We start from the raw sequence: 19,791 nt of genomic DNA on the forward strand, positions 1-19,791 counted from the left end.
TCAAATGATGAAATATTACAAATCTGTCATTGAAAGGGTTTTGACTGAAAGAACGGCTTATTTGACGGCTAGAATTAAGATTATAGAAGAAAAGATGCTACCTGAACTTTTATCAATCAAAGAAGTTACTGATTTCTTAGGGGTGGGTGAAACTACTTTTTGGAGAATGAGAAAAGCGGGGTTGATTCCAGAGTATATGCTTGGAGCACAAACCTACTTTAAACCACATGAGATTGTAAACTGTCTCGTAAGAACGAATTAATCTATCTGTAAAGTAGGATTTTTTCTGTCCTGCTGAACCAAACACCTAAAATTTTACTGGAAGATTTCAAGCATTAGCGAGGGCTTATGTTAGCCGCTGCTTTTGCTTGAAGTCTATTTTATTAACCATCCTTATTTCTACTAAAGATTTGAGGATTAAATCTATATAAATGATAAATAGTATTAAAAAAAATGAAATGATGGCACTTTTGCCAAGCTCTGTCAACTATGAGCATATCGAAAACTCTGGAAAAGAGAAGATTGAAAAATTTGACATGAATATTATTAAATTTATTTTGCATTCAATTGTCTTTAAATCCGTTGCTTTTAAAGGTAATACGGTAGTTATTAATTATTTTGATCAAAGTTATTTATCCCGCGACTATTGGGTTGAAGCAATTGATACGGGTTATTCTAAATATATTAACCTTTTAAGAGACGAAAAAATAATCTATCGAACCCCTTATCAAGAAAATAAATGCTTTGGCTATGGTTTGATTGTTCCGTATCGTTATTCCAGAATCAATGTAGAAATGATTCAAATAAAAGGTATTCATGAATATCAAAATAAAAAGTTCAATTCAAGTTACACGAAGAAATATGAAAAGCCGTTGAGCGATTTTTTTGTTAACACTGATTTTGCAATTGATAGCGATAAGACCGAAGCCGATTTGTTTGATAGGTATTTTGAGTTAGCTAATTATCCGCTTAAAAAATCGCACGGAAAACCGATTGCGAGTAATTTGAAGTCATACAGTAGTTATCTTATTGCTTTGAAAAAGATGGCTCAATTCATGAATGGAGAATATATTTTTTCCAGAAGTACAGCCAGCTTGAACAATAAGAAAACAGGGAAAAGAAATTATAAAACAAAAGGTAGGCTATATACTTCTTTTTCTTTTCTCAATAAGGAAATTAGGTAAAACCTTATCTACAGAGGGGGAAAACTAATTGAAATAGATTTGAAGAATTGTGTACCATACCTTCTCTCTAATCTTTTCAGTGTAACCAACATTAGGATGACCTCCAAGAGGGTTAGTCGTCTACAATTTAGTCTTTCTATTTATATGTGTTAAGAAGACTTGAAAACCTGCATTGATAGGGAGATTGTAGAGTTCAAAAATATATGTGTTGAAGGTACTGTTTATGACATGTTTATTAAGCCTTTGAAAGAAAAGTATCCTGAAAAGTGGTCTGAAATGTTTATGATATACTTTGATAAAAGGTATGTTGAATGTTATGAGCATGACAGAGCTCTAGCTAAACAATTATTTATTATGATGTTATTTGGTAAGATTAGCCAATTCACAGAGGTTCAACAAGTATTTGCCAAGAGGTTTCCCATATTGTGGGATATTCTAACTATAAAGAAAAAACAAAGCTATAAAGCAGTAGCTAAATCGTTTTTTGATATGGAAGGGAGTCTTATGATTGATCAAGTGGCTAAACCGCTTATTAGAAATCATAAGAGAAAGCTTCCTATTTTTAGCGTTCATGACTGCATTGCTACCACAGAGGAAAATTTAGATATTGTGACTGAGCAAATTGAGTCAGTATTTTACAGTAATTTTAGGAATGTACCGAGAATATCAATTGATTAGTATGATTCCACCGTGATTTTGAATTTCTAGATTACATCTTAAATCACAAAATTATAGCGTTGAAAATCAACGCTATAATTTATTAGTATCATGTTTTGACAATGAAAGCATGACCTTTCTCACCAAAACAGCATTGTTTTTTTTAGTATTAATTATACAAAGCAAGAATTTTTTTTAAATACTCCTCAACAATACTCTTATTGTCTACAAATGTATAGGGTATATTTGAGCTACTTGATGGATCGTAAAGCGATATATTTGAAGACTCAACTGTAAACAAACACATCGGTTTTTTAACAATTAATTTCTGTTTTAAAAATAAAGACATCATCTGTGTGTTCTTATCAATATATAATGAATCTACGTTTACTGAATCTTGATCTATATTATATTCATTTCGTATTTCATAGTTATAGCGAATAGAATAATTGCCTATGCGATTAGGATTATATTTGTTTTTCTCGAACCAAGGTAAAAACATATTAAGGTCACTCTGTCCAATAGTATAAGTCATTTGTATGGTGTCATTTTTCACAGCTGTCAATTTTAAACCCATATAAGGAGCAATGGTAGCTTCTTCTTTAAGTCTTCCTTTTGTATCAAAAAGTTGAATTGAAGGTGCTCCTTCATCGGTGGTATATCTAGCACGTACTATATATGTTTTGCCTGCACTTATTTGATAAGAAAATCCGGTGCCTTCAAATTTATCGAAATCAGGATGTCCACATGCTATAATAGATAGCAATAATGGTAAAAGCAGACAAATATTTTTTATTTTCGATCTCCCCATATTATTTTGTTTTTTTTGATTATTCCTTCAGCTGTCGTTACATTTTCATAACCTAAACGCTGAAATAGATTGGAGTTAAAATGTTCTCCATACGTTGGAAAGCCTGCTTTTTGGGCTTCACTTTTCCAGTGTGAATTGTTAAATATAAGCCCCAATTTACTATTCCCCGATATATTAAACCCTCCTGCATTCAACATGAAATCCATTTTATCTTGTCCTGTTATTGAAGCCGCTCTGCCTGCAGCAAAATTCCCAACATCTCTAGCTGAAACGTATACTCCTTCTGCTATTTGTGAGCCTGCATATAGCCCGCCTCCATTTTGCGTCTTATAATCATATTTATCGCCTCCCCCAGCATTAGTTGCATAATTCATCCTTGCACCCCAACCTCCATTGACTTCAGCATCTTCAGATATTGCATCACTAAAACTTTTGAGCCAATCTCTTGCTTGGAATGATCCAAAATTTATTTTACCTGCTGGATCTCCATTTCCATCAAACTGAGTAAATGAATTCCAAACAAGTGTTCTTCCCATTCTCTCTCCACCTCCCGAGGTATTATCTTTCGAATATTTTTGATTAAGCTCTTGTTGGGTTTCTTTAGTATTACCGTTATGACGATAAACCCCTAAATCTCCGTCTTCTATAACCTTCACTACATTTCCAAACTTATCAGTATGAGTGCTTTCTGTACCACGACCATCAGGATCAATAAAGTTAATCGGATTGTTCATTGCATAATTATATGGTGACCATCTACGATATTGTTCTGCTAACGGATCAACAACACCCCATCTTGCTATATCAGGCATATACATTCTCGCTCCATAATCATACATCCCCATTGCCATCAGCTCTTTTCCATTATATTTATAGTTATAAGATGAAGAGTTTGGTGCTGAATTATATCCTGTATGTTTTAAACCAAACGGGTAATAGTTATTTTCTTCTAAAATTTGTGGTTCAGCTCCGTTCTTGGTATAACTTAATCTAACATTTCCTAAGTGATCAGTATAATTATACACGTATCTATTATCAGTAAAACTGTAATAGCCTTCACTTGTCGGTATAAATTGTAGAATTCCGTCTTGGTATTGGAATCCATCAAGATATTCTGTACCTATAATTTTGTTAATCTCCTTCATATTATGGAATGATCTTAACTTTGTACCGTCCGCTGAATAAAGATACTCATAATATTCGACCTGTTTCACTATTCTATTAGGTAAATTTAAGTGATTATAGTTGATTTCATCCATAAAATGTGCATTATCTGAGATCACGTTACCATTTGCGTCATAATACATTACGTCTCCACCATCAAGTCCCAGATAATTACCGCTGGAGTCCCAAATATCAACAAGCTGATTGCCTTCATAAGTATATTTAACATCATCAATTTTTGAAGCTAAATTACTGTCAGATCCTCCAAACCTTAGAAGCGTCTGAATATTTCCGTTAAGATCATATGTCACACTTTCGTTATAAGCATTCGTTTCTATAACATCTGAATTAGGTTTTTGATATTTTGCAGCCAGTAATCTATTTAATTTATCATATTGATAGCTGTACCTTCTTAAAATACCATCATTTGAGCTTTTCCAATCCAGCTCAGAAACATTACCATTAAATTTTCCAATAGAAACTGAGCTTGCAGGAGTCTGATATTTCAATTTATAACCGAATAAATTACTTCCTAAGCTTTCAGGGTTATTAATAGCCGTCATCCAACCTCTAATGTTGTATTTATAGTCTATGGTTTGCAAAGGAGAAGCTGGATTCGCTGCTCCCACTTTTTTGTTTTCAAGCTGAGAAAGTTCATTGTAAGTATTCTGAGCCAGAATCTCTTCAGGATTATTGTCTACCTTATGGGTGTGAGTTAATAATCTGTTCTGATGATTATAAGTGAAATTTTCTGTAATAATTCGTTCGGTATCTGTATTTAACCTTTTGTGTCTTGTAACAACGGTCTGGGGTACGCCCGCAAAATCCAGCTTGGATTCTGTTTTTGTATAGCCACCTAAATGATTAATGGAATAAGTACCTATACCTCTTCCTTTTGTATCGTAATAAATGTATTTCTTTGTCCAATTATCATCTTCAATATTTTTTATCAAACTAAGTACGGGAAATCCTTTGGTACTTCTTCCATCAATAGGATTAGGTGTTAGAAGTGGTTCACCTAACACATCTGAAACTAAAGGATTGAAACTATAGTTAGGAATACTGTCATAATAGTTTAAAGACAATAATGTAATCCAAGTCGGAGATTTTGGGTAAGTATTTTCAGGATTGTCATAATAAACATCCATACCCTGCCTGTTAAATAACACTGTACTGATTCTGCCTACATTATTTGAGTTTTGAAGTTCAGCCTGAGCCTGTTCAGCTGATCTCAAACCTCCAGTGCTTATCCCCGTAATAGTAACCCTTCCAAACTGATCATATTTGGTGTACAACCAATGCCCTTTTGCTTTTAAATTGGCGTCTTGAATCGCTACCAATCTATCCTGTTTGTCATAAACCATATATTCCCAGCCTTTTCCAGGAAGCTTCTTTTCAACTAAACGGTTTCTGCCGTCGTAGCGATATTGGTAACATAGTTCATCATGCTTTACCGTATTAGCCACAATATCACCACGGATGCTTGCTAGTGGTGGAATTACAAATGCCAATTGATTAAATTCATTGTAAACATAATAGGTGTCAGCATATTCATCAGCAGCAATTACTTTTCTAGCTAGTATAAGCTGTCCTTTCCCGTTTTTGAATTCGATGGTTTCATTCAGATCTTCATCCTTTACAGAGTTTTTGTAAAGCTGTCCATCTGTATACAACCAGTTTTCTCCCAAAACAGACTTAGTTGCTCCATTTTCCCATGTGGTAACAGTGGTGAATTTTCGTACCCTGTCAGCTACAATAACTGCATCATAACCAAATTTTACAGGTTTGGTGCTCCAGTCATTTCCTACCTGCTTCTGTTCAAGGATTCTGTCAAGAGGAGAGTTTTCTAATATTTTTTCTGAATAGATTTTTTCAGATCCGTAAATATCAGGCTGGGTAGCATTAGCTAATGAAGAGGGTACAATACCTCCGTTCAGCGTTCCAGATTGTGGAACGGGCAGGTATTCTTTGGTTTGCCTTCCAAAAGCATCATATTCTATATGGGTAACAACATCTCTGCCTAGTGGTGATGCTTTGACATTGACGACCTGTTTTGGTCTACCCAAACCATCAAAATATTGTACAGTTTCAGCGGTTTTCGTAGGTTGCCCAGTCGCATTATAGTCAAGATAGGATTTGGAATACACATAGTTTTCTCCCTGGGTAAGCTGAGCATGCACTGAATGAGCCATTAGTAAAGCGCCTATTGGAATGATTATCTTTTTCATAGTTGTGTTTAGTTTTTATAGTTGTACTTGAATTCCTTAAGCAGTTTACCTGTCTGGTTATTTTCCCTGATCTCTTTCAATCTGTTGGCGGTATCATAAATATAAACTTCTCTGATTCCTGACGGAGAGGTGATGCTTCTTACTCCAATTAAAGGATCATAAGTATAAATGCTAATCTGATAAGTTGATAGCGCTGAATGAGTTTTAAAAGAATTTAAAACCGATAAAAATGAAGTTTCATCATTGTTTGGCGCTGCCTGGGCATCTGTATCGGAAGCAGTAACAATACTGTCAATCATGGACTGTTGAATATCCGATAGCTTCGCACCTACTATTTTGGCAATAGGCTGGGTTTGGTTGTAACCCCAGATAATGGTTGTTGAAATGCCATCTTTAGTAGTATATTGCTGTAAGTTTCCTTTAGAATCGTATTTGTCGTAAGTAACTTCAGTAGCTATATTATTAAAGGTTTGGAGATCAAATGTTTTTTGAGATAATGGTAACATTAAATTCCCAGCCTGTGGTGTAGGTATTGAAGCAGGATAAATAGTCTCAGTTTTACCAATAATTTTATTATTCTCTTTCATTTCTGTAATTACAGGAATTCCAGTCATGTTTCTAGATCCCATTAAGCTGTTATTGACATCTTGAGCGTACGAATAATTTTGGGATATTTCAGTGTTATCAGATGTAGTACTATTTTCTTTAGTACGGTTTAAATGTTTAATGCTATCATAAAAATAATCAGTCGTAATTTTTACTTGAACATTATTTAGGAAATCAGTAACTACTTTCTTTTTAATTGCTGACGAATTCATATATTTTTTATATCCCTGTACCCAAACCCCAGAAAGATGATTAAACGTGACATAGTTGTTATTGTCCTTTGTATTGTTAGGATTATAATCAATATTATCATTATAAGCATATTCTGTTTTTCTTAACGGATTTGGAGAACCTTCAGGATATATCGTTTCGGTTTTCAATTGACCTCTTAAAATGCTTCGATCAATTCCGTATAAATTCCTAAAATTTTTATACAAATTTTCAGGTGATACCTGGTTGATTGTATTGTATTTTTTTAAATTACCAGCATCAGGATTTAAGATATCTGGGTAATCTTCATAATTGGTAAAGTTATACTCTGTATAGCCCTTGCCTGCATTTACTTCAAAAACTCTTTGATAGCCTACATTATAACTATCTAAACTGTTTTGCTGCACATTGGAACTTGACCTGATATATAATTTTTCAATATAAGTTGGACTTGTAAACTCCATGTAGTAAATATATCTTGGCCAGTTTGTTAATATTCCTGACGAAGCGTTTCCGTTTAATGTAGTAGTATACCTGTACTCTTTATTGTTGACTATTCCTCCATTTTCAGAATAATCATATTGCCTGTGAATTCTTGCCCCACCATTAACTCCTGTGTTATTAGTTAATGTAGGTAAAAATGCACTTGCTGAGTTTCTTTCTATTCTTTTCCCATAATAGTTAGGCTCATATTCAAATACAGAATAGCCCTTTGTGGGATATGTAATTTTACTTAATAATGCAACATTATATTTCTGAATATTAGTATCTCTATATGTATTGTTCAGTGTATAATCTCCTGTGGTTGCATTGTATGTATCAAAAGGTGACAAATTCATATTATTGTCATTCCCATTCCAATATCCCCAGTGGTCTAGTCCTTTTGTAACATATTTAGGCAAGTTGGCAGTGTTATAATATTCAAAACTATATACCTTACTACTTGTCGGTTCTGTAATGGTTTTTAGGAAAGGTCTTTTATTTACTCCCCCCAAATTATCATAGGCAAATACATTATTCTTGATCAAGCGATTATTATCAAAAAGCTGAATATTATCAACTACATATTCATTAAAGTTGAGCGTATTAGCATCTCCGTCATAATGTTCAATGGGGTAACCAATATCTTTATAATTGATTTTTATCTGTTGACTTCCATATTTTATGCTTTCAAGCAATGAACGTTTTGTTAAAGCAAAGCTTTCCGTGTAAGACTCCGTACTACCATTGTTAGAACCACAACCTGCAATTCCACCAGGGCAGTTTTTCCATTCGAGACTTCGAGCTCCATCCTGAAAATAGCCTTCAAAGTTTAATACTTTTGAATTCGCCAAAACATTGGAATCATCTGTTGTCAAACTACAAAAATCACTAACTAATGTGTCCTGGACATAACCAAAGGTAATCGTTTGTCCATTAACAAGTTCTACTTTAGAGAGACTAAAGGAACTTATATACGGAAATCCAACATACCAGTTTTCTTTATCCATTCCTGGATGGGGCAATGAGTAGCTAATCTCATATTTCGAAAAATCACCACCGAAATAATACTTGTTTCCCTGTCCATCTGTAATAGTAATAGTTTGATTCGGTGGTTTACAAAACTCTTTACCCCCGTAAGAAACAAATCCTGTTAAATCTACTTTTATATTAGGATCATTGGATTCAACTAATACATTTCCATCATTTCCCACTATAAATTTTCCACTTAAGCCCAACGCATTAAAATTGAAAACATCAGGCTCACCTTCGTAACCATTTTGGGAAGCTCCTAGTCTCCAATCTAATCCATTAAGTCCACCAGCTCCACTGTCAAGGTTGTAAACTTGTGTATTGCTGTAAGGATTTAAACGGACTCCAGTTAAAAAGCCATGTAAATCAGCACCAGTATCGAAAGGGCTCGTGTTTAACGAGGTAGGATTGCCCTGATATTCGTCAGGGAATCTGTTTAATGTCCGTGTAATTCTTCCGCCAGCCAGCAATGACCAACCTATTCCTGCATAATCAGCTTTCTTGTGTGGTAAAAAACCTGATGAGTCGTAAGAAACAAAAACATCTATACTTTTCCCACCATTTGTAGGAACAGAATAGATAGGGATTTTTAAATCTAAAGTTCCTGTGTGTAAATTAATCGGGACATTGCCGTATTTCTCAAATGCATAGGATTGAGGAGATTTTATCTGTACCTTGTCCAACGCTTGTTGTGAGAAAGATATTGAAAATTGAAGCAATGTTAATGATATGTATATTTTTCTCATGCTATTTCTTTATTAATTTGGCATTCGCCGTTTTATTAGTATCCGTTTTTATGGTCACCAGATAAGCTCCCTGAATCAAATTCTGAGTATTGATCTTGGTTACTTTATTCTTAGTTTTCAAACTTTGAAGCTGTCTTCCACCTATATCATACAGTATAATATCTGCTTCTTTAAAATCATACCCTATTTCCACATACGCATAATCTGATACTGGGTTCGGATAGATCTTGATGTCCTGCTTTTCGATCAATTGGTCAAGTTGCTTATCACCCAGTTTTACAATCTTCCAATTTTCTTTTCCGAGTTCTTCAGCACTGGTGCCCGCAAGAATGATTGAACCGTCTCTATTCAGCTTTATATCAGATAATCTTTCTTCTCTTTTTCTCGATTCGCCTTTTACATGCTTTCTCCATTGTTCGTTGCCATTACCATCTAAATAAAGTATCCAGAAACTTTCGTCATCTGTTTCAATTCTTCCTTCTGCCTGCGTGTAGCCACCTAAAAGTAACCCTTTTGAAGCTTTATCATCTGCTGAATGAATGACACTCATACCCATCAGGATATCTCTGTTTTTAAAGTTGTAGGATTTCTGACAGATTTCTTCTCCTCTTTCGTTTAAAGAGATCAACCACAGGTCAGTTCCTTCTTCAATCCCCACAGTTTTATTACCTGATCTTTCTGAACGACTTTCACCACCGACGATATAGCCAGAAGAAGTTAAAGCTAGTGTTCTCAAATGATCATCTTGTTTACCTCCAAAGTTCTTTTCCCATTCTACTTTTCCGTCTTTTGAAAGTTTGATAATATAGTAATCTCCTTCACCATAATTTTCCGTTTTCTTTGAACCGCCCAAGTTGCTTCTGGAATAGATTCCCAACAAAGCACCTCCATCTTTAGTTGGAATCATTTTCTCGACTTCATCAAGACCCTTTCCTCCTAAAATCGATTGAGACAAATCTTTTCCATTTTTATCGAGTTTTATAATCAAGACATCTTTTGAACCGTAGCCTTTAGGAGAGTTTTGAACATTTCCTGCTACAAAGAATCCAAGATCTGTAGTTTGAATTACTGATCTTGCTTCTTCATCAGATGCTGATCCTAATGTTTTCTGCCAAAGTTCATCTCCGAATTCATTTAACCTGATCAACCAAATGTCTGATCCACCTTTGGAGTCTTCCTTTTTATCAAGACCTTTCCCTGAATACGAAGTTCCAGCCATAAGAAAGCCCCCTTCCTGAGTAGCAACAGAAGCTGATAAGTAATCATGATTCTGCCCTGAGAAATATTTTTCCCAAACCTGTTCACCCTGCTGATTAAGTTTAATTAAATGAAAATCGTAGCCATTGTTTTGTTTATTGCCTTCTGTTTGAGGTTTATTGCTCTGAATTGAGCTTCCCGTGATCAAATACTGTTGATCCATTGTTGTGGTAACCTGGCTTAAAAAATCCTGAGTACTGGATTGAATATCTTTTTGCCAAACTACCTCCTGAGCATTGCTCAAGATTGTGCATGTAGCAAATGCACTCATGTAGAGTTTTCTCATTTGTATTTGTTTTTAAAATTTCACAAATTTAATATTTTTTAATAGCTATTAAGATCCCATTAATGAGATTTAATATGAGCTTTATCACTGTTTGGTGTATTTAGAGATGTGCTAAATTCTTATAGTACAAAGGTATTTTGGCAAAGCGACAAAACCTGTCGTGTTATAAAAAGGTTTTGAGCTATTTAGCATTTTTCGTTGTTAAAATACTTTTCAGTCTATCCGTAATAAGTTTTAAAGCAGACAGAAGGTAATAAGTACAACCAACATAAAGAATAGCAAGTGATAATAAAGTTGAATAAATCTCTATGTTATCCCAAATGTTGTACTCTTTGTATGGAAGCGTAAAGCATCTGAAACCCGTAGAAGTTAGAAATTGGATTATCATTTTGCGTTATTAAAAGGATTTTTCCCTTCTCTCATGAAGACAGTACCCATTTTTTGATATTGGATTGGCTCTTGTTTTACGCATACCGTATAAATCCCACTTCCAAAACCGTTTTGCGCTCGAATAATAATCACTTCCTTTTCAGTCACCCCATTGTCAATTGCTACAAACTTTTTCAGACGGTTGTTTTTGATAGGTTCTTTAAAGTCTTTCGGTAGGTCGCATTCTTTTGCTGTTTGTGATTCTTTTGGTTTTTATTCCTGTGCGAAATAAAACATTGGTAATGCCAACATTAAAGTGAAAATTAATTTTTTCATGTATTTAAAATTTTAAGATTATTCCAATTCGATTTTCATCATATATTTTAAGAATGCTTGCTCGTTCGGATATGTGAACGAAACAAGGCTTTTGAGAATTGTATTGAGAAAAATTCCCACTGCCAACTTTGACAACAGTGTTTAGGATTCCGTCACCCTGCTTTTGAGATTTTACAATAACGTAAGTTCCCGAATATGCGGAGTAGGGATAAATTGTAATTTCAAATCTGTCTTTGTAAACCTCTGCTGTTGCAATTTGAATCGGTTTAAAAGTTATTTCATTGGTAAATTTGATTTTACTGTAATTGAAGACAAGTTTTTGTGTCAATGGATTTCCCCCTTTGATTTCTGACTTGTTCGTTAAGATTTCGGGTTTCTTCTTCGGCTCTAATTTCCTTTTTGCTCATGAAGTAACCAATCGCTAAAAATGAGATTATGCCAACGATTCCCCAATTAATTTCGAGTCCGCTCCTTCCATTGTTTGAACACGATATTGCTATGAACATCAAAGAAGATAAAATTGATAAATTCTTCATATCAATAATTTTGTCCTCGTAATCGTTCGATTGTTCCTGAAAAAATGGAACTACTGATATTGCTGTACTTTTGGTAGGCTTCAAATAAAATATTGTAATCCTCCAATCTTCTATCTTGGATCGCACCGAGTAATTATGAGTTCTAACGGGTATTATTTCAGAAACTAATTACAAAAATAATCTTTGGACCTTGCTTACATGCAGGGTACTTTATAACATTTTATAATTATGAAAGCAAGATATATAAAAGTTTCCACAGGAGCGCTGAACACGGCAAGACAGGAAGAGATACAAGCGCAAGGCGAAAGAGTATTTACTGATATTGTTAGCGGTTCCACGCCCTTCAAGGATAGAGAACAAGGAAAAGAACTTATAAAGGCTATTGAAGGGGGCGAAATTAATTACGTCTCGGTAAGTTCTATTGACAGGCTAGGGCGTAATCTGTACGATATATTAACAACTCTGGAATTTTTCAAAGAAAAGGGCGTTATCCTTAAAGTTGATAATCTTGGAATAGAAAGTCTAATCAAAGGAAAGGAGAATCAGGCGTTTAAACTTATAATTTCAGTTATGGATAACATAGCTGAAATGGAACGTGATGCCATTTTAGAACGACAGCGTGAGGGCATTGCACTTGCAAAGGCTAGTGGAACTTACAAAGGGCGTGAGAAAGGCTCTACGGAAGGCATAGATGATTTTCTTTTTAAGTATAAAGAGATGATTAAGAACCTGAAAAAAGGAAATTCAATCCGAGATACGGCAAAAATATGCTCGGTCAGCATTGGAACTGTTCAGAAAGTCAAAAATAATACATGATGTAACGAGGGTAGATCACTCCAAGAAAATAAAACTATCACTATCTACAAATCAGAAAGCAGGTAAAAAGATATGTTTTTACTATGTGGGTGCTGGTAGTTGCTTTTATTATTCTATATAGTTAATATGGTCCTCTATTTAGCTATCTGTTGATCTTTCAAAATAATAACATTTCGCATTTTTTAAGGTTTTGAACAACCACAAAAAGAGTATCGTTTTTGTCTTTCGGGCATGGTATTTGTATCCCTGCAACAGGGATCATTGAAAGGGGTTTGAAATTTGAATGTCGGAAATATGTTGGAAAGTTTCCATGAATTAAAATCGCAATGCACTATTAATAGGTGTATTACGATTTTAAATGACGGCATCGAAGATGCCGCCGTTTTTGACTCTATATGTTTTGAATTCAATAGGGATAGGCTTTAGCCGAAACCTATGAATTGAATCCCTCAATAATTTTAGAAAAATCCTCCAGTTTCAAGGCTGCACCTCCGATCAGTCCACCATCGATGTCAGGCTGAGAGAAAATCTCTTTTGCATTATCCGGCTTCACAGAACCTCCGTAAAGGATAGAAACTTCATTAGCTACTTCTTGTCCGTATTTGGCAGCGATAATGCTTCTGATATGTGCATGGATTTCCTGAGCCTGCTCCGGAGAAGCTGTTTCCCCTGTTCCGATAGCCCAAACCGGCTCATATGCAATCACTACTTTTTTGATTTCCTCAGCAGAAAGGGTGAAAAGAGCAACTTCAGTCTGGTTTTTTACCACTTCGAAATGTTGTCCTGCCTTTCTTTGTTCAAGCGTTTCACCGTTACAGTATACAGGGATCAGACCTTTGTCAAGCGCTAATTTGATCTTTTTGTTGCAGTGAGAATCCGTTTCACCGTGGTATTGTCTTCTTTCAGAGTGCCCGATCAGTGAACCTGTAGCATCAATAGATTCCAGCATATCTGCAGAAAGTTCACCGGTATAAGCACCGCTCTCATGCTCGCTCATATCCTGAGAAAATACACCGATCTCATCATTTTCGAAGATATCTTTAGCCATCATTAAATATAAAGAAGGTGGCGCAATCCATACTTCGCAGTTGGTGGTGTTATTGTTTTTATAGCTCAGTAATTGAATCATCAACTGTTGTGCGTCAATGACATTTTTATTCATTTTCCAGTTTCCTGCAACTATTTTTCTTCTCATAGCCTTATATAATTAGGTAAATTATTGTTTGTTATTTTATTTTTTCCAGATTTTTTTTGAATTGCTAAATACGGATTTACAAAACAGAAATTTCATTTTCAGTCATTTCAAATCTGCAAAATCCGCAAAATCTGCGTGGTATTTAATTATTTATCAATTCCTTCCAGTTTAAACATAAAAGCATACACCAGAGAGATATCCTTCAGATAGTCAAATCTTCCGGAAGCACCACCGTGACCATAATCCATGTCAGTTTTTAATAGCAATACGTTTTTATCAGTTTTCATATCCCTAAGCTTGGATACCCATTTTGCAGGCTCAAAATACTGAACCTGGGAATCGTGAAGCCCTGTAGTTACTAAGATGTTAGGATATTTTTTCTTTTCGATATTTTCGTAAGGAGAATAAGATTTCATGTAGAAATAAGCTTCCTTATTGTTCGGATTTCCCCATTCGTCATATTCATTGGTCGTTAATGGAATACTTTCATCAAGCATGGTATTCACCACGTCCACGAAAGGGACCTGTGATATAACACCATTCCATAAATTTGGGCTCATATTCGCTACAGCGCCCATCAACAGACCTCCTGCGCTTCCACCCTGAGCATAAAGATGTTTTGGTGAAGTATATTTTTCTTTAACAAGATATTCTCCTGCATCAATGAAATCCGTGAAGGTATTCTTCTTCTTCATCATTTTTCCGTCTTCATACCATTGTCTTCCCATTTCCTGTCCACCACGGATGTGAGCGATGGCAAAGGCAAAACCTCTGTTCAGAAGACTCAGTCTTGTACTGCTGAAAGATGCATCCATAGAATTTCCGTAAGATCCATATGCATAAAGAAGCAGCGGACTGTTTCCATCCTTCCTGAATCCTTTTTTATAAACAATGGAGATTGGGATTTTTGTTCCGTCTTTTGCTGTTGCAAAAAGTCTTTCAGTGATATATTCATCTTTAGCATAACCACCAAGCACTTCCTGTTGTTTCAGCAATATTCTTTTCCCGGTCTTTAAATCCTGCTCAAATTGAGAAACAGGCGTAATCATAGAGGTATATCCAAAACGGAAATTGTCTGTATTGTATTCCGGATTTTCCAGTGAAGAAATGGTGTAAGCAGGTTCATCAAAGGTCAGCGCCTCTTTCTTACCTGTTTTTCTGTCATAAATAACCAATTGGGTAAGTCCGTTCTGTCTTTCACTGAAAACCAGATAATTTTTAAAGGCACTTACAGCCTGCATCAAGACATCACTTCTGTGCGGAATGAAATCTTTCCAGTTCTCTACACCAGTCTTATCCAGAGGAGTTTCCGCTATTTTAAAGTTAAGCGCATCCTTATTCGTTCTGATCAGGAATTTATCTTCCAAAGGAGTGATCGTATACAAAACATTCTTCATTCTCGGCTGAAAAACTTTGAATGTTCCGTTCGGTTGATCGGCATTCAAATATCTTGTTTCCGAAGAAGTGGTAGCACCGGAATAAATCAGTATGAATTTGTGATTTTTAGATTTATATACTGAGATATAATTGGTTTTATCCTTTTCCTCGTACACCGTCACATCTTTACCAGGATCAGTTCCCAGCGTATGTTTCTTAATTTTTTCTGATAAAAGGGTAACCGGATTGTTTTCCGTGTAAAAAATCGTTTTATTATCATTCGCCCATTCTGCAGAACCTTCGGTATTTTTTATACCGAGATCAGTTGTTTTTCCGGTTGTAAGATCCTTTAAAAATAAAGTATACTGTCTTCTGGAAACATCGTCAACACCATACACCAGTTTGTTGTTGTCCGGACTGATGCTGAAACCGGTAGCACTATAGTAAGGATGTCCTTCGGCAAGCTTATCTACGTCCAGAAGAATTTCTTCAGGAGCAGTAAGGCTTCCTTTTTTTCTGCAATATTTGAAGTATTGTTTTCCGGCTTCTGTACGGGTATAATAATAGTATCCGTTTTCAAAAACAGGCACCGATTCATCTTTTTCCTTAATACGGGCCTTCATTTCTTGAAAAAGCTTTTCCCTGAAAGGTTCTGTATCCTTCATCATGCCTTCCCAATAAGTGTTTTCGGCCTTCAGATAATCAACGACTTTCGTGGAATCTTTTCCTTTTTTGAAATAATCGATCATCCAGTAATACGGATCATTCACCTTATCTCCGTGAATTTCCCGGATGTGTTCCTGCTTTTCAGCAATCGGAGCTTTTAAAGCAGGGAATTTTTGAGATTGTATCGTAGAAGCACTCATAATTAATATTCCCAGATAAAATTTTTTCATAATATGCTTTGTTTTTTGGTGTCTGGTTTAGGCCAAATTCCACAGATTTTTCAAAAGCTTATAGAAGGTATGCTCTTCATCAGTGACTTTATTATCAGCTTTGATCAGGGTTTTAGCAAATTTTGCAAATTTTACGCGCTCCTCTTCCGTAGAGTCATCGAAGAAACATCTCGCGTGAAATTCAAAGTGGTCTTTCCATTCTTCCGGCTGCAAAAGAGCCAGCGTTTCCAGTTCATTGTCAAGATTCATTCTGAACGGAAATTCGTCTGCCATATATTGCTGAACCAGCATTCCTTCTTCAGGAGCAAATTCTCCGTCTACAGAAGAAAGGATCATTAAAAGATGATAACCGGCAATAGATTTATTTGATTTTTGCATTTGTAAATGTATGTTTAAGTTTTAGTGTTTAAATTGAATTGTTGGCAGTTGTTTCGGGTTGCGTAATACGAGTTTCGGGTTTCGAGATTCAAAATCCACGATTCAGAATTCACCATTGACCACTCACTCATTCACCTTACCGTCCTAATCGACATAGTCTTTAGCCGGCTGCTTGTCCATGATTTTTCCTTTCTCGAGGATCAGGACAAACGGATTGCTTCTTGCAATAGTTTTGATGGCAGTCGCGTCCATCATGGCATTTTTAATGGTTTTAAAGGTATTGTGATCTGTAGAAATTCCGTAAATAACGGCTCCTTTTTGAGTACTCACTTTGGCCTCAAGTTTCTGAATAAGATCAGCAGAAACCTCTTTTGGATGATATGAAAATACCAGAACAGCTTTCGGTGCATTGATGATCTCGTCCGTCAGATCTACGCCTGTAGGATCTTCAATTTTGAATTTAACGATTTCAGATTTATAACCTTCTTTCGTCAGAACAGATTCATTTTTTCCTTCCTCAATTTTCCATGGAGAACCTTCTGCCCAATATTTTGTTTCTTTAATATAATCGTCCTGATTTACCTTTAAAACTTCTCCCGTCTTTTGGTTTTTAAGGGAATAAAAAGTCTTATATTCAGAAGGATTTTTATTGATTTTTTCCTTTTCAGTTTTAATATTCGTTCCGATTTTGTAATCTCGGAAATCGATCAGTGGTTCGTGCATTATTCCCTGCGCCATAATATAAATCATGATCAAAGAAAAAAGGCCTAAAAGAGCATATCTAAACTTACCGGAAGACTCTTTTGTATTGTCACTGCTGTACACATCTTTTTTACGGAACTCCTTTCTGTAAAGGATAAACACGATGATAAGACCGACAAGAAGCACAATGTCTTTCATAAAGCTCTGCCATGGCGTAAACTTGATCGCGTCCCCAAAACATCCGCAATCTGTCACCACATTGTAATAGGCAGAATAAAAAGTAAGGAACCCAAAGAAGATACAAAGGGCAATTAACGCTGAAAGGGTGAACTTAAGCTTCAGTTTTAGCAACAGCATAAATCCTAAGAAAAGCTCCAGTACGACCACAATGACCGAGAACAGCAGCGCAAATTTTTCCAGAAATGGCATATTGAAAACCGATGGCGCAAAATATTCTTCCATTTTGAAAGAAAATCCCACCAGATCCACAGCCTTTACAAAGCCGGACAGAATAAAGATAACAGCAATAATAAAGCGTAATAAACCTTTGATCATAGTATTTTATTTTTGGGTTTCGGAAATATTTTCTTTTTCAGAGAACTTGATCAGACAGAAAACAGCATAGTTAAGCATATCGAAATAATTGGCATCTAGGCCTTCAGAAACAATGGTTTTTCCCTGATTATCTTCAATCTGTTTCGTTCTCAGTACTTTCTGGTAGATAAGATCAGTGATGGAAGAAATTCTCATATCTCTCCATGCTTCACCGTAATCGTGATTCTTTCTTTCCATTAAAGTCTGAGCATCATTGGAATATTTATCGTAAAGGCTCAACACTTCCTCCTTATTTTCATTAAAATCATTAGAAAGTCCTTTTTCAAGCTGAATAAGTCCGATAATAGAGTAGTTGACAATCGCAATGAATTCGTCTTCTTCACTTTCATCCACCATTTTTTTATCCGTCATCTGAAGCGTACGTATCCTGTTCACCTTGATGTAAATCTGATCCGTAATAGAACTGGGTCTTAAAACCCTCCATGCTGCACCGTAATCCTGCAATTTTTTACTGAAAAGATCACGACACTCACTGATCACTTTCCCGAACTGTACTGATGTTTTTGACATAAATTCTCTTAATCTCCCAAATATACGAATTCGGTTTTAGGTAGCGGGAATCGGGCATTGATTTTTGTCAGAGTTTGGAGGTTTTGGGTTGAAGAGTTTTAGAGTGGGGGAGTCGGAGAGTTTGAGGGTAGGAGGATTTTAGAGTTGCGGGGTACGGAATTCGGGGTGAGAGGGTTTGAAAGTATGAGACTTGGTTGCTGGTTGTCAGTTGCTGGTTCATATTAGGAAATTTTAAAATGAAGAGATTCTAAATTTAATTTCTATCTAAAAGAATATTCGTTTCCGCCCAAGGGCTTACAACCAATAACAAACCAGCAACCATCAACTGACAACTAGCAACATTCCACAATAAGTCTTAATTTTGCAGAATAGTATCGCCTATCAATCATCATTTATCAATCATCAACATGATCTCTAATTCCGAAACCCGCACCCCGCACCCCGAAACTCACAACTACACCCTCAATTGCAACGGAAGGCTGGTGGAACTGGGCACCCCAAAAATCATGGGCATCCTCAATCTTACCCCGGATTCTTTTTCAGACGGTGGGAAATTTAACAGTGAAAAATCTGCGCTGGAACATGCGGAAAAACTTTTGAAAGACGGAGCAGAAATCATCGATATCGGGCCACAATCCACACGTCCGAATGCTGAATTTCTGAGTAGTAAAGAGGAAATAGACAGAATAGGGAACATGATTTCTCTGATCAAAAAAGAATTTCCGGAAGCACTGATCTCACTGGATACATTTTATGCTGAAACGGTAAAATTCGGCTTTAATGAAGGAATTGACATGATCAATGATATTTCCGGCGGACAGTATGATGATAAAATGTTTGATGTGGCAGGTGAAACGAAACTTCCCTACATTCTGATGCATGTGAACCCATCTTACGAAACGATGCATGACAAAGTAAAATTTGAGGACATTACTCTGGAAGTTAACCGTTATTTTTCTAAAAAGACCAATGAGCTTCTTGAAAAAGGAGTCAAAGACATCATTCTGGATCCCGGTTTTGGTTTCGGAAAAACAGTGGAAGATCAGATGAAAATGATCGGGGAAACCGAGTATCTTGGCTTTGATAAATTTCCTTTGCTGATCGGTATTTCAAGAAAATCATTTATCTATAAACCACTCGGAAAATCTCCCCTGGATATTAATGAAGAAACGCAGAAACTTCATAGGAAAGTTCTGGAGCAGGGCGCTAAAATTTTAAGAGTACATGATGTGGCGGAAGCCGCAGTAACCATCAGGCAGTTTTGCGAAAAAAATAAAAAGTGTTAAAAAAACTTGCTCAGCATTTAAAAATTAATACATTTGCAGTATGAATTTTACGAATCAGAAAAATATTATTGTCATTTCTAACATTATTGTTGTGGTAAACAACAGTAAGGAAGC

Annotated in this window: 15 protein-coding genes; 5 read left to right on the forward strand and 10 right to left on the reverse strand. The window is 35.7% G+C overall.

Annotated features, from left to right (window positions below):
• The first annotated feature begins 7 nt into the window (after positions 1-7).
• The 3 genes from LC419_RS10515 to LC419_RS10525 all read left to right on the forward strand — a co-directional run bounded on the left by LC419_RS10515 (position 8) and on the right by LC419_RS10525 (position 1,862).
• Positions 8-262: an AlpA family transcriptional regulator gene (locus LC419_RS10515; protein WP_223607289.1), complete on the forward strand. Its 255-nt coding sequence runs from the start codon at positions 8-10 to the stop codon at positions 260-262.
• A 169-nt stretch (positions 263-431) separates the two neighbouring features.
• On the forward strand, positions 432-1,184 hold the full coding sequence (locus tag LC419_RS10520; RefSeq protein WP_223607290.1) for a hypothetical protein: 753 nt from the start codon (positions 432-434) through the stop codon (positions 1,182-1,184).
• 159 nt (positions 1,185-1,343) lie between these two features.
• On the forward strand, positions 1,344-1,862 hold the full coding sequence (locus LC419_RS10525) for a hypothetical protein (RefSeq protein WP_223607291.1): 519 nt from the start codon (positions 1,344-1,346) through the stop codon (positions 1,860-1,862).
• Between the two features lie 148 nt (positions 1,863-2,010).
• On the opposite strand, the gene LC419_RS10530 is transcribed toward LC419_RS10525, so the two are convergent.
• From LC419_RS10530 to LC419_RS10550, 5 genes are all read right to left on the reverse strand, one after another.
• On the reverse strand, positions 2,011-2,652 hold the full coding sequence (locus tag LC419_RS10530) for a hypothetical protein (RefSeq protein ID WP_223607292.1): 642 nt from the start codon (positions 2,650-2,652) through the stop codon (positions 2,011-2,013).
• Positions 2,634-6,044 carry a DUF6443 domain-containing protein gene (locus LC419_RS10535; protein ID WP_223607293.1) on the reverse strand — a complete coding sequence of 1,137 codons (3,411 nt, stop codon included), beginning with the start codon at positions 6,042-6,044 and terminating at the stop codon, positions 2,634-2,636. Before LC419_RS10535 ends, LC419_RS10530 begins: the two co-directional genes overlap by 19 nt.
• Positions 6,045-6,052: 8 nt before the next feature.
• Positions 6,053-9,118, reverse strand: a complete 3,066-nt coding sequence (locus tag LC419_RS10540) for a hypothetical protein (RefSeq protein ID WP_223607294.1) — start codon at positions 9,116-9,118, stop codon at positions 6,053-6,055.
• Position 9,119: 1 nt separating this feature from the next.
• Positions 9,120-10,661, reverse strand: coding sequence for a T9SS type A sorting domain-containing protein (locus tag LC419_RS10545; RefSeq protein WP_223607295.1), 1,542 nt, complete (start codon positions 10,659-10,661; stop codon positions 9,120-9,122).
• Positions 10,662-11,662: 1,001 nt separating this feature from the next.
• Positions 11,663-11,902: a hypothetical protein gene (locus tag LC419_RS10550; RefSeq protein ID WP_223607296.1), complete on the reverse strand. Its 240-nt coding sequence runs from the start codon at positions 11,900-11,902 to the stop codon at positions 11,663-11,665.
• Positions 11,903-12,130: 228 nt separating this feature from the next.
• On the opposite strand from LC419_RS10550, the gene LC419_RS10555 reads away from it, so the two are divergent.
• Entirely contained in the window at positions 12,131-12,718 is a 588-nt protein-coding gene (locus LC419_RS10555; RefSeq protein ID WP_223607297.1) for a recombinase family protein, read from the forward strand.
• Positions 12,719-13,151: 433 nt separating this feature from the next.
• On the opposite strand, the gene tpiA is transcribed toward LC419_RS10555, so the two are convergent.
• From tpiA to LC419_RS10580, 5 genes are all read right to left on the reverse strand, one after another.
• Complete coding sequence (gene tpiA / locus LC419_RS10560) at positions 13,152-13,913, reverse strand: triose-phosphate isomerase (protein WP_223607298.1); 762 nt, start codon at positions 13,911-13,913, stop codon at positions 13,152-13,154.
• Positions 13,914-14,059: 146 nt separating this feature from the next.
• Entirely contained in the window at positions 14,060-16,186 is a 2,127-nt protein-coding gene (locus LC419_RS10565) for a S9 family peptidase (protein ID WP_223607299.1), read from the reverse strand.
• Between the two features lie 27 nt (positions 16,187-16,213).
• The gene (locus LC419_RS10570; RefSeq protein ID WP_223607300.1) at positions 16,214-16,564 is read right to left on the reverse strand and encodes a TerB family tellurite resistance protein; all 351 of its coding nucleotides are present in this window, start codon (positions 16,562-16,564) and stop codon (positions 16,214-16,216) included.
• Between the two features lie 144 nt (positions 16,565-16,708).
• Positions 16,709-17,821 (reverse strand): BT_3928 family protein, encoded by a 1,113-nt coding sequence (locus LC419_RS10575; RefSeq protein ID WP_223607301.1) that lies wholly within the window; start codon positions 17,819-17,821, stop codon positions 16,709-16,711.
• A gap of 6 nt (positions 17,822-17,827) precedes the next feature.
• Positions 17,828-18,391: a DUF1599 domain-containing protein gene (locus LC419_RS10580; RefSeq protein ID WP_223607302.1), complete on the reverse strand. Its 564-nt coding sequence runs from the start codon at positions 18,389-18,391 to the stop codon at positions 17,828-17,830.
• A gap of 506 nt (positions 18,392-18,897) precedes the next feature.
• Between LC419_RS10580 and folP the strand changes: the two genes are divergently transcribed.
• Positions 18,898-19,677 carry a dihydropteroate synthase gene (gene folP, locus LC419_RS10585; RefSeq protein WP_223607597.1) on the forward strand — a complete coding sequence of 260 codons (780 nt, stop codon included), beginning with the start codon at positions 18,898-18,900 and terminating at the stop codon, positions 19,675-19,677.
• Positions 19,678-19,791: the final 114 nt, after the last annotated feature.

Origin of the sequence: Chryseobacterium sp. OSA05B (assembly GCF_019970065.1) — a bacterium.
Taxonomy (GTDB): Bacteria; Bacteroidota; Bacteroidia; order Flavobacteriales; family Weeksellaceae; genus Chryseobacterium.

Excerpts from the sequence above, each read along its gene's own strand:
- LC419_RS10515 (WP_223607289.1), top strand. The coding sequence starts at position 8 with ATGAAATATTACAAATCTGTCATTGAAAGGGTTTTGACTGAAAGAACG.
- LC419_RS10520 (WP_223607290.1), top strand. The coding sequence starts at position 432 with ATGATAAATAGTATTAAAAAAAATGAAATGATGGCACTTTTGCCAAGC.
- LC419_RS10530 (WP_223607292.1), bottom strand. The coding sequence starts at position 2,652 with ATGGGGAGATCGAAAATAAAAAATATTTGTCTGCTTTTACCATTATTG.
- LC419_RS10535 (WP_223607293.1), bottom strand. The coding sequence starts at position 6,044 with ATGAAAAAGATAATCATTCCAATAGGCGCTTTACTAATGGCTCATTCA.
- LC419_RS10540 (WP_223607294.1), bottom strand. The coding sequence starts at position 9,118 with ATGAGAAAAATATACATATCATTAACATTGCTTCAATTTTCAATATCT.
- LC419_RS10545 (WP_223607295.1), bottom strand. The coding sequence starts at position 10,661 with ATGAGAAAACTCTACATGAGTGCATTTGCTACATGCACAATCTTGAGC.
- LC419_RS10550 (WP_223607296.1), bottom strand. The coding sequence starts at position 11,902 with ATGAAGAATTTATCAATTTTATCTTCTTTGATGTTCATAGCAATATCG.
- LC419_RS10555 (WP_223607297.1), top strand. The coding sequence starts at position 12,131 with ATGAAAGCAAGATATATAAAAGTTTCCACAGGAGCGCTGAACACGGCA.
- tpiA (WP_223607298.1), bottom strand. The coding sequence starts at position 13,913 with ATGAGAAGAAAAATAGTTGCAGGAAACTGGAAAATGAATAAAAATGTC.
- LC419_RS10565 (WP_223607299.1), bottom strand. The coding sequence starts at position 16,186 with ATGAAAAAATTTTATCTGGGAATATTAATTATGAGTGCTTCTACGATA.
- LC419_RS10570 (WP_223607300.1), bottom strand. The coding sequence starts at position 16,564 with ATGCAAAAATCAAATAAATCTATTGCCGGTTATCATCTTTTAATGATC.
- LC419_RS10575 (WP_223607301.1), bottom strand. The coding sequence starts at position 17,821 with ATGATCAAAGGTTTATTACGCTTTATTATTGCTGTTATCTTTATTCTG.
- LC419_RS10580 (WP_223607302.1), bottom strand. The coding sequence starts at position 18,391 with ATGTCAAAAACATCAGTACAGTTCGGGAAAGTGATCAGTGAGTGTCGT.
- folP (WP_223607597.1), top strand. The coding sequence starts at position 18,898 with ATGGGCATCCTCAATCTTACCCCGGATTCTTTTTCAGACGGTGGGAAA.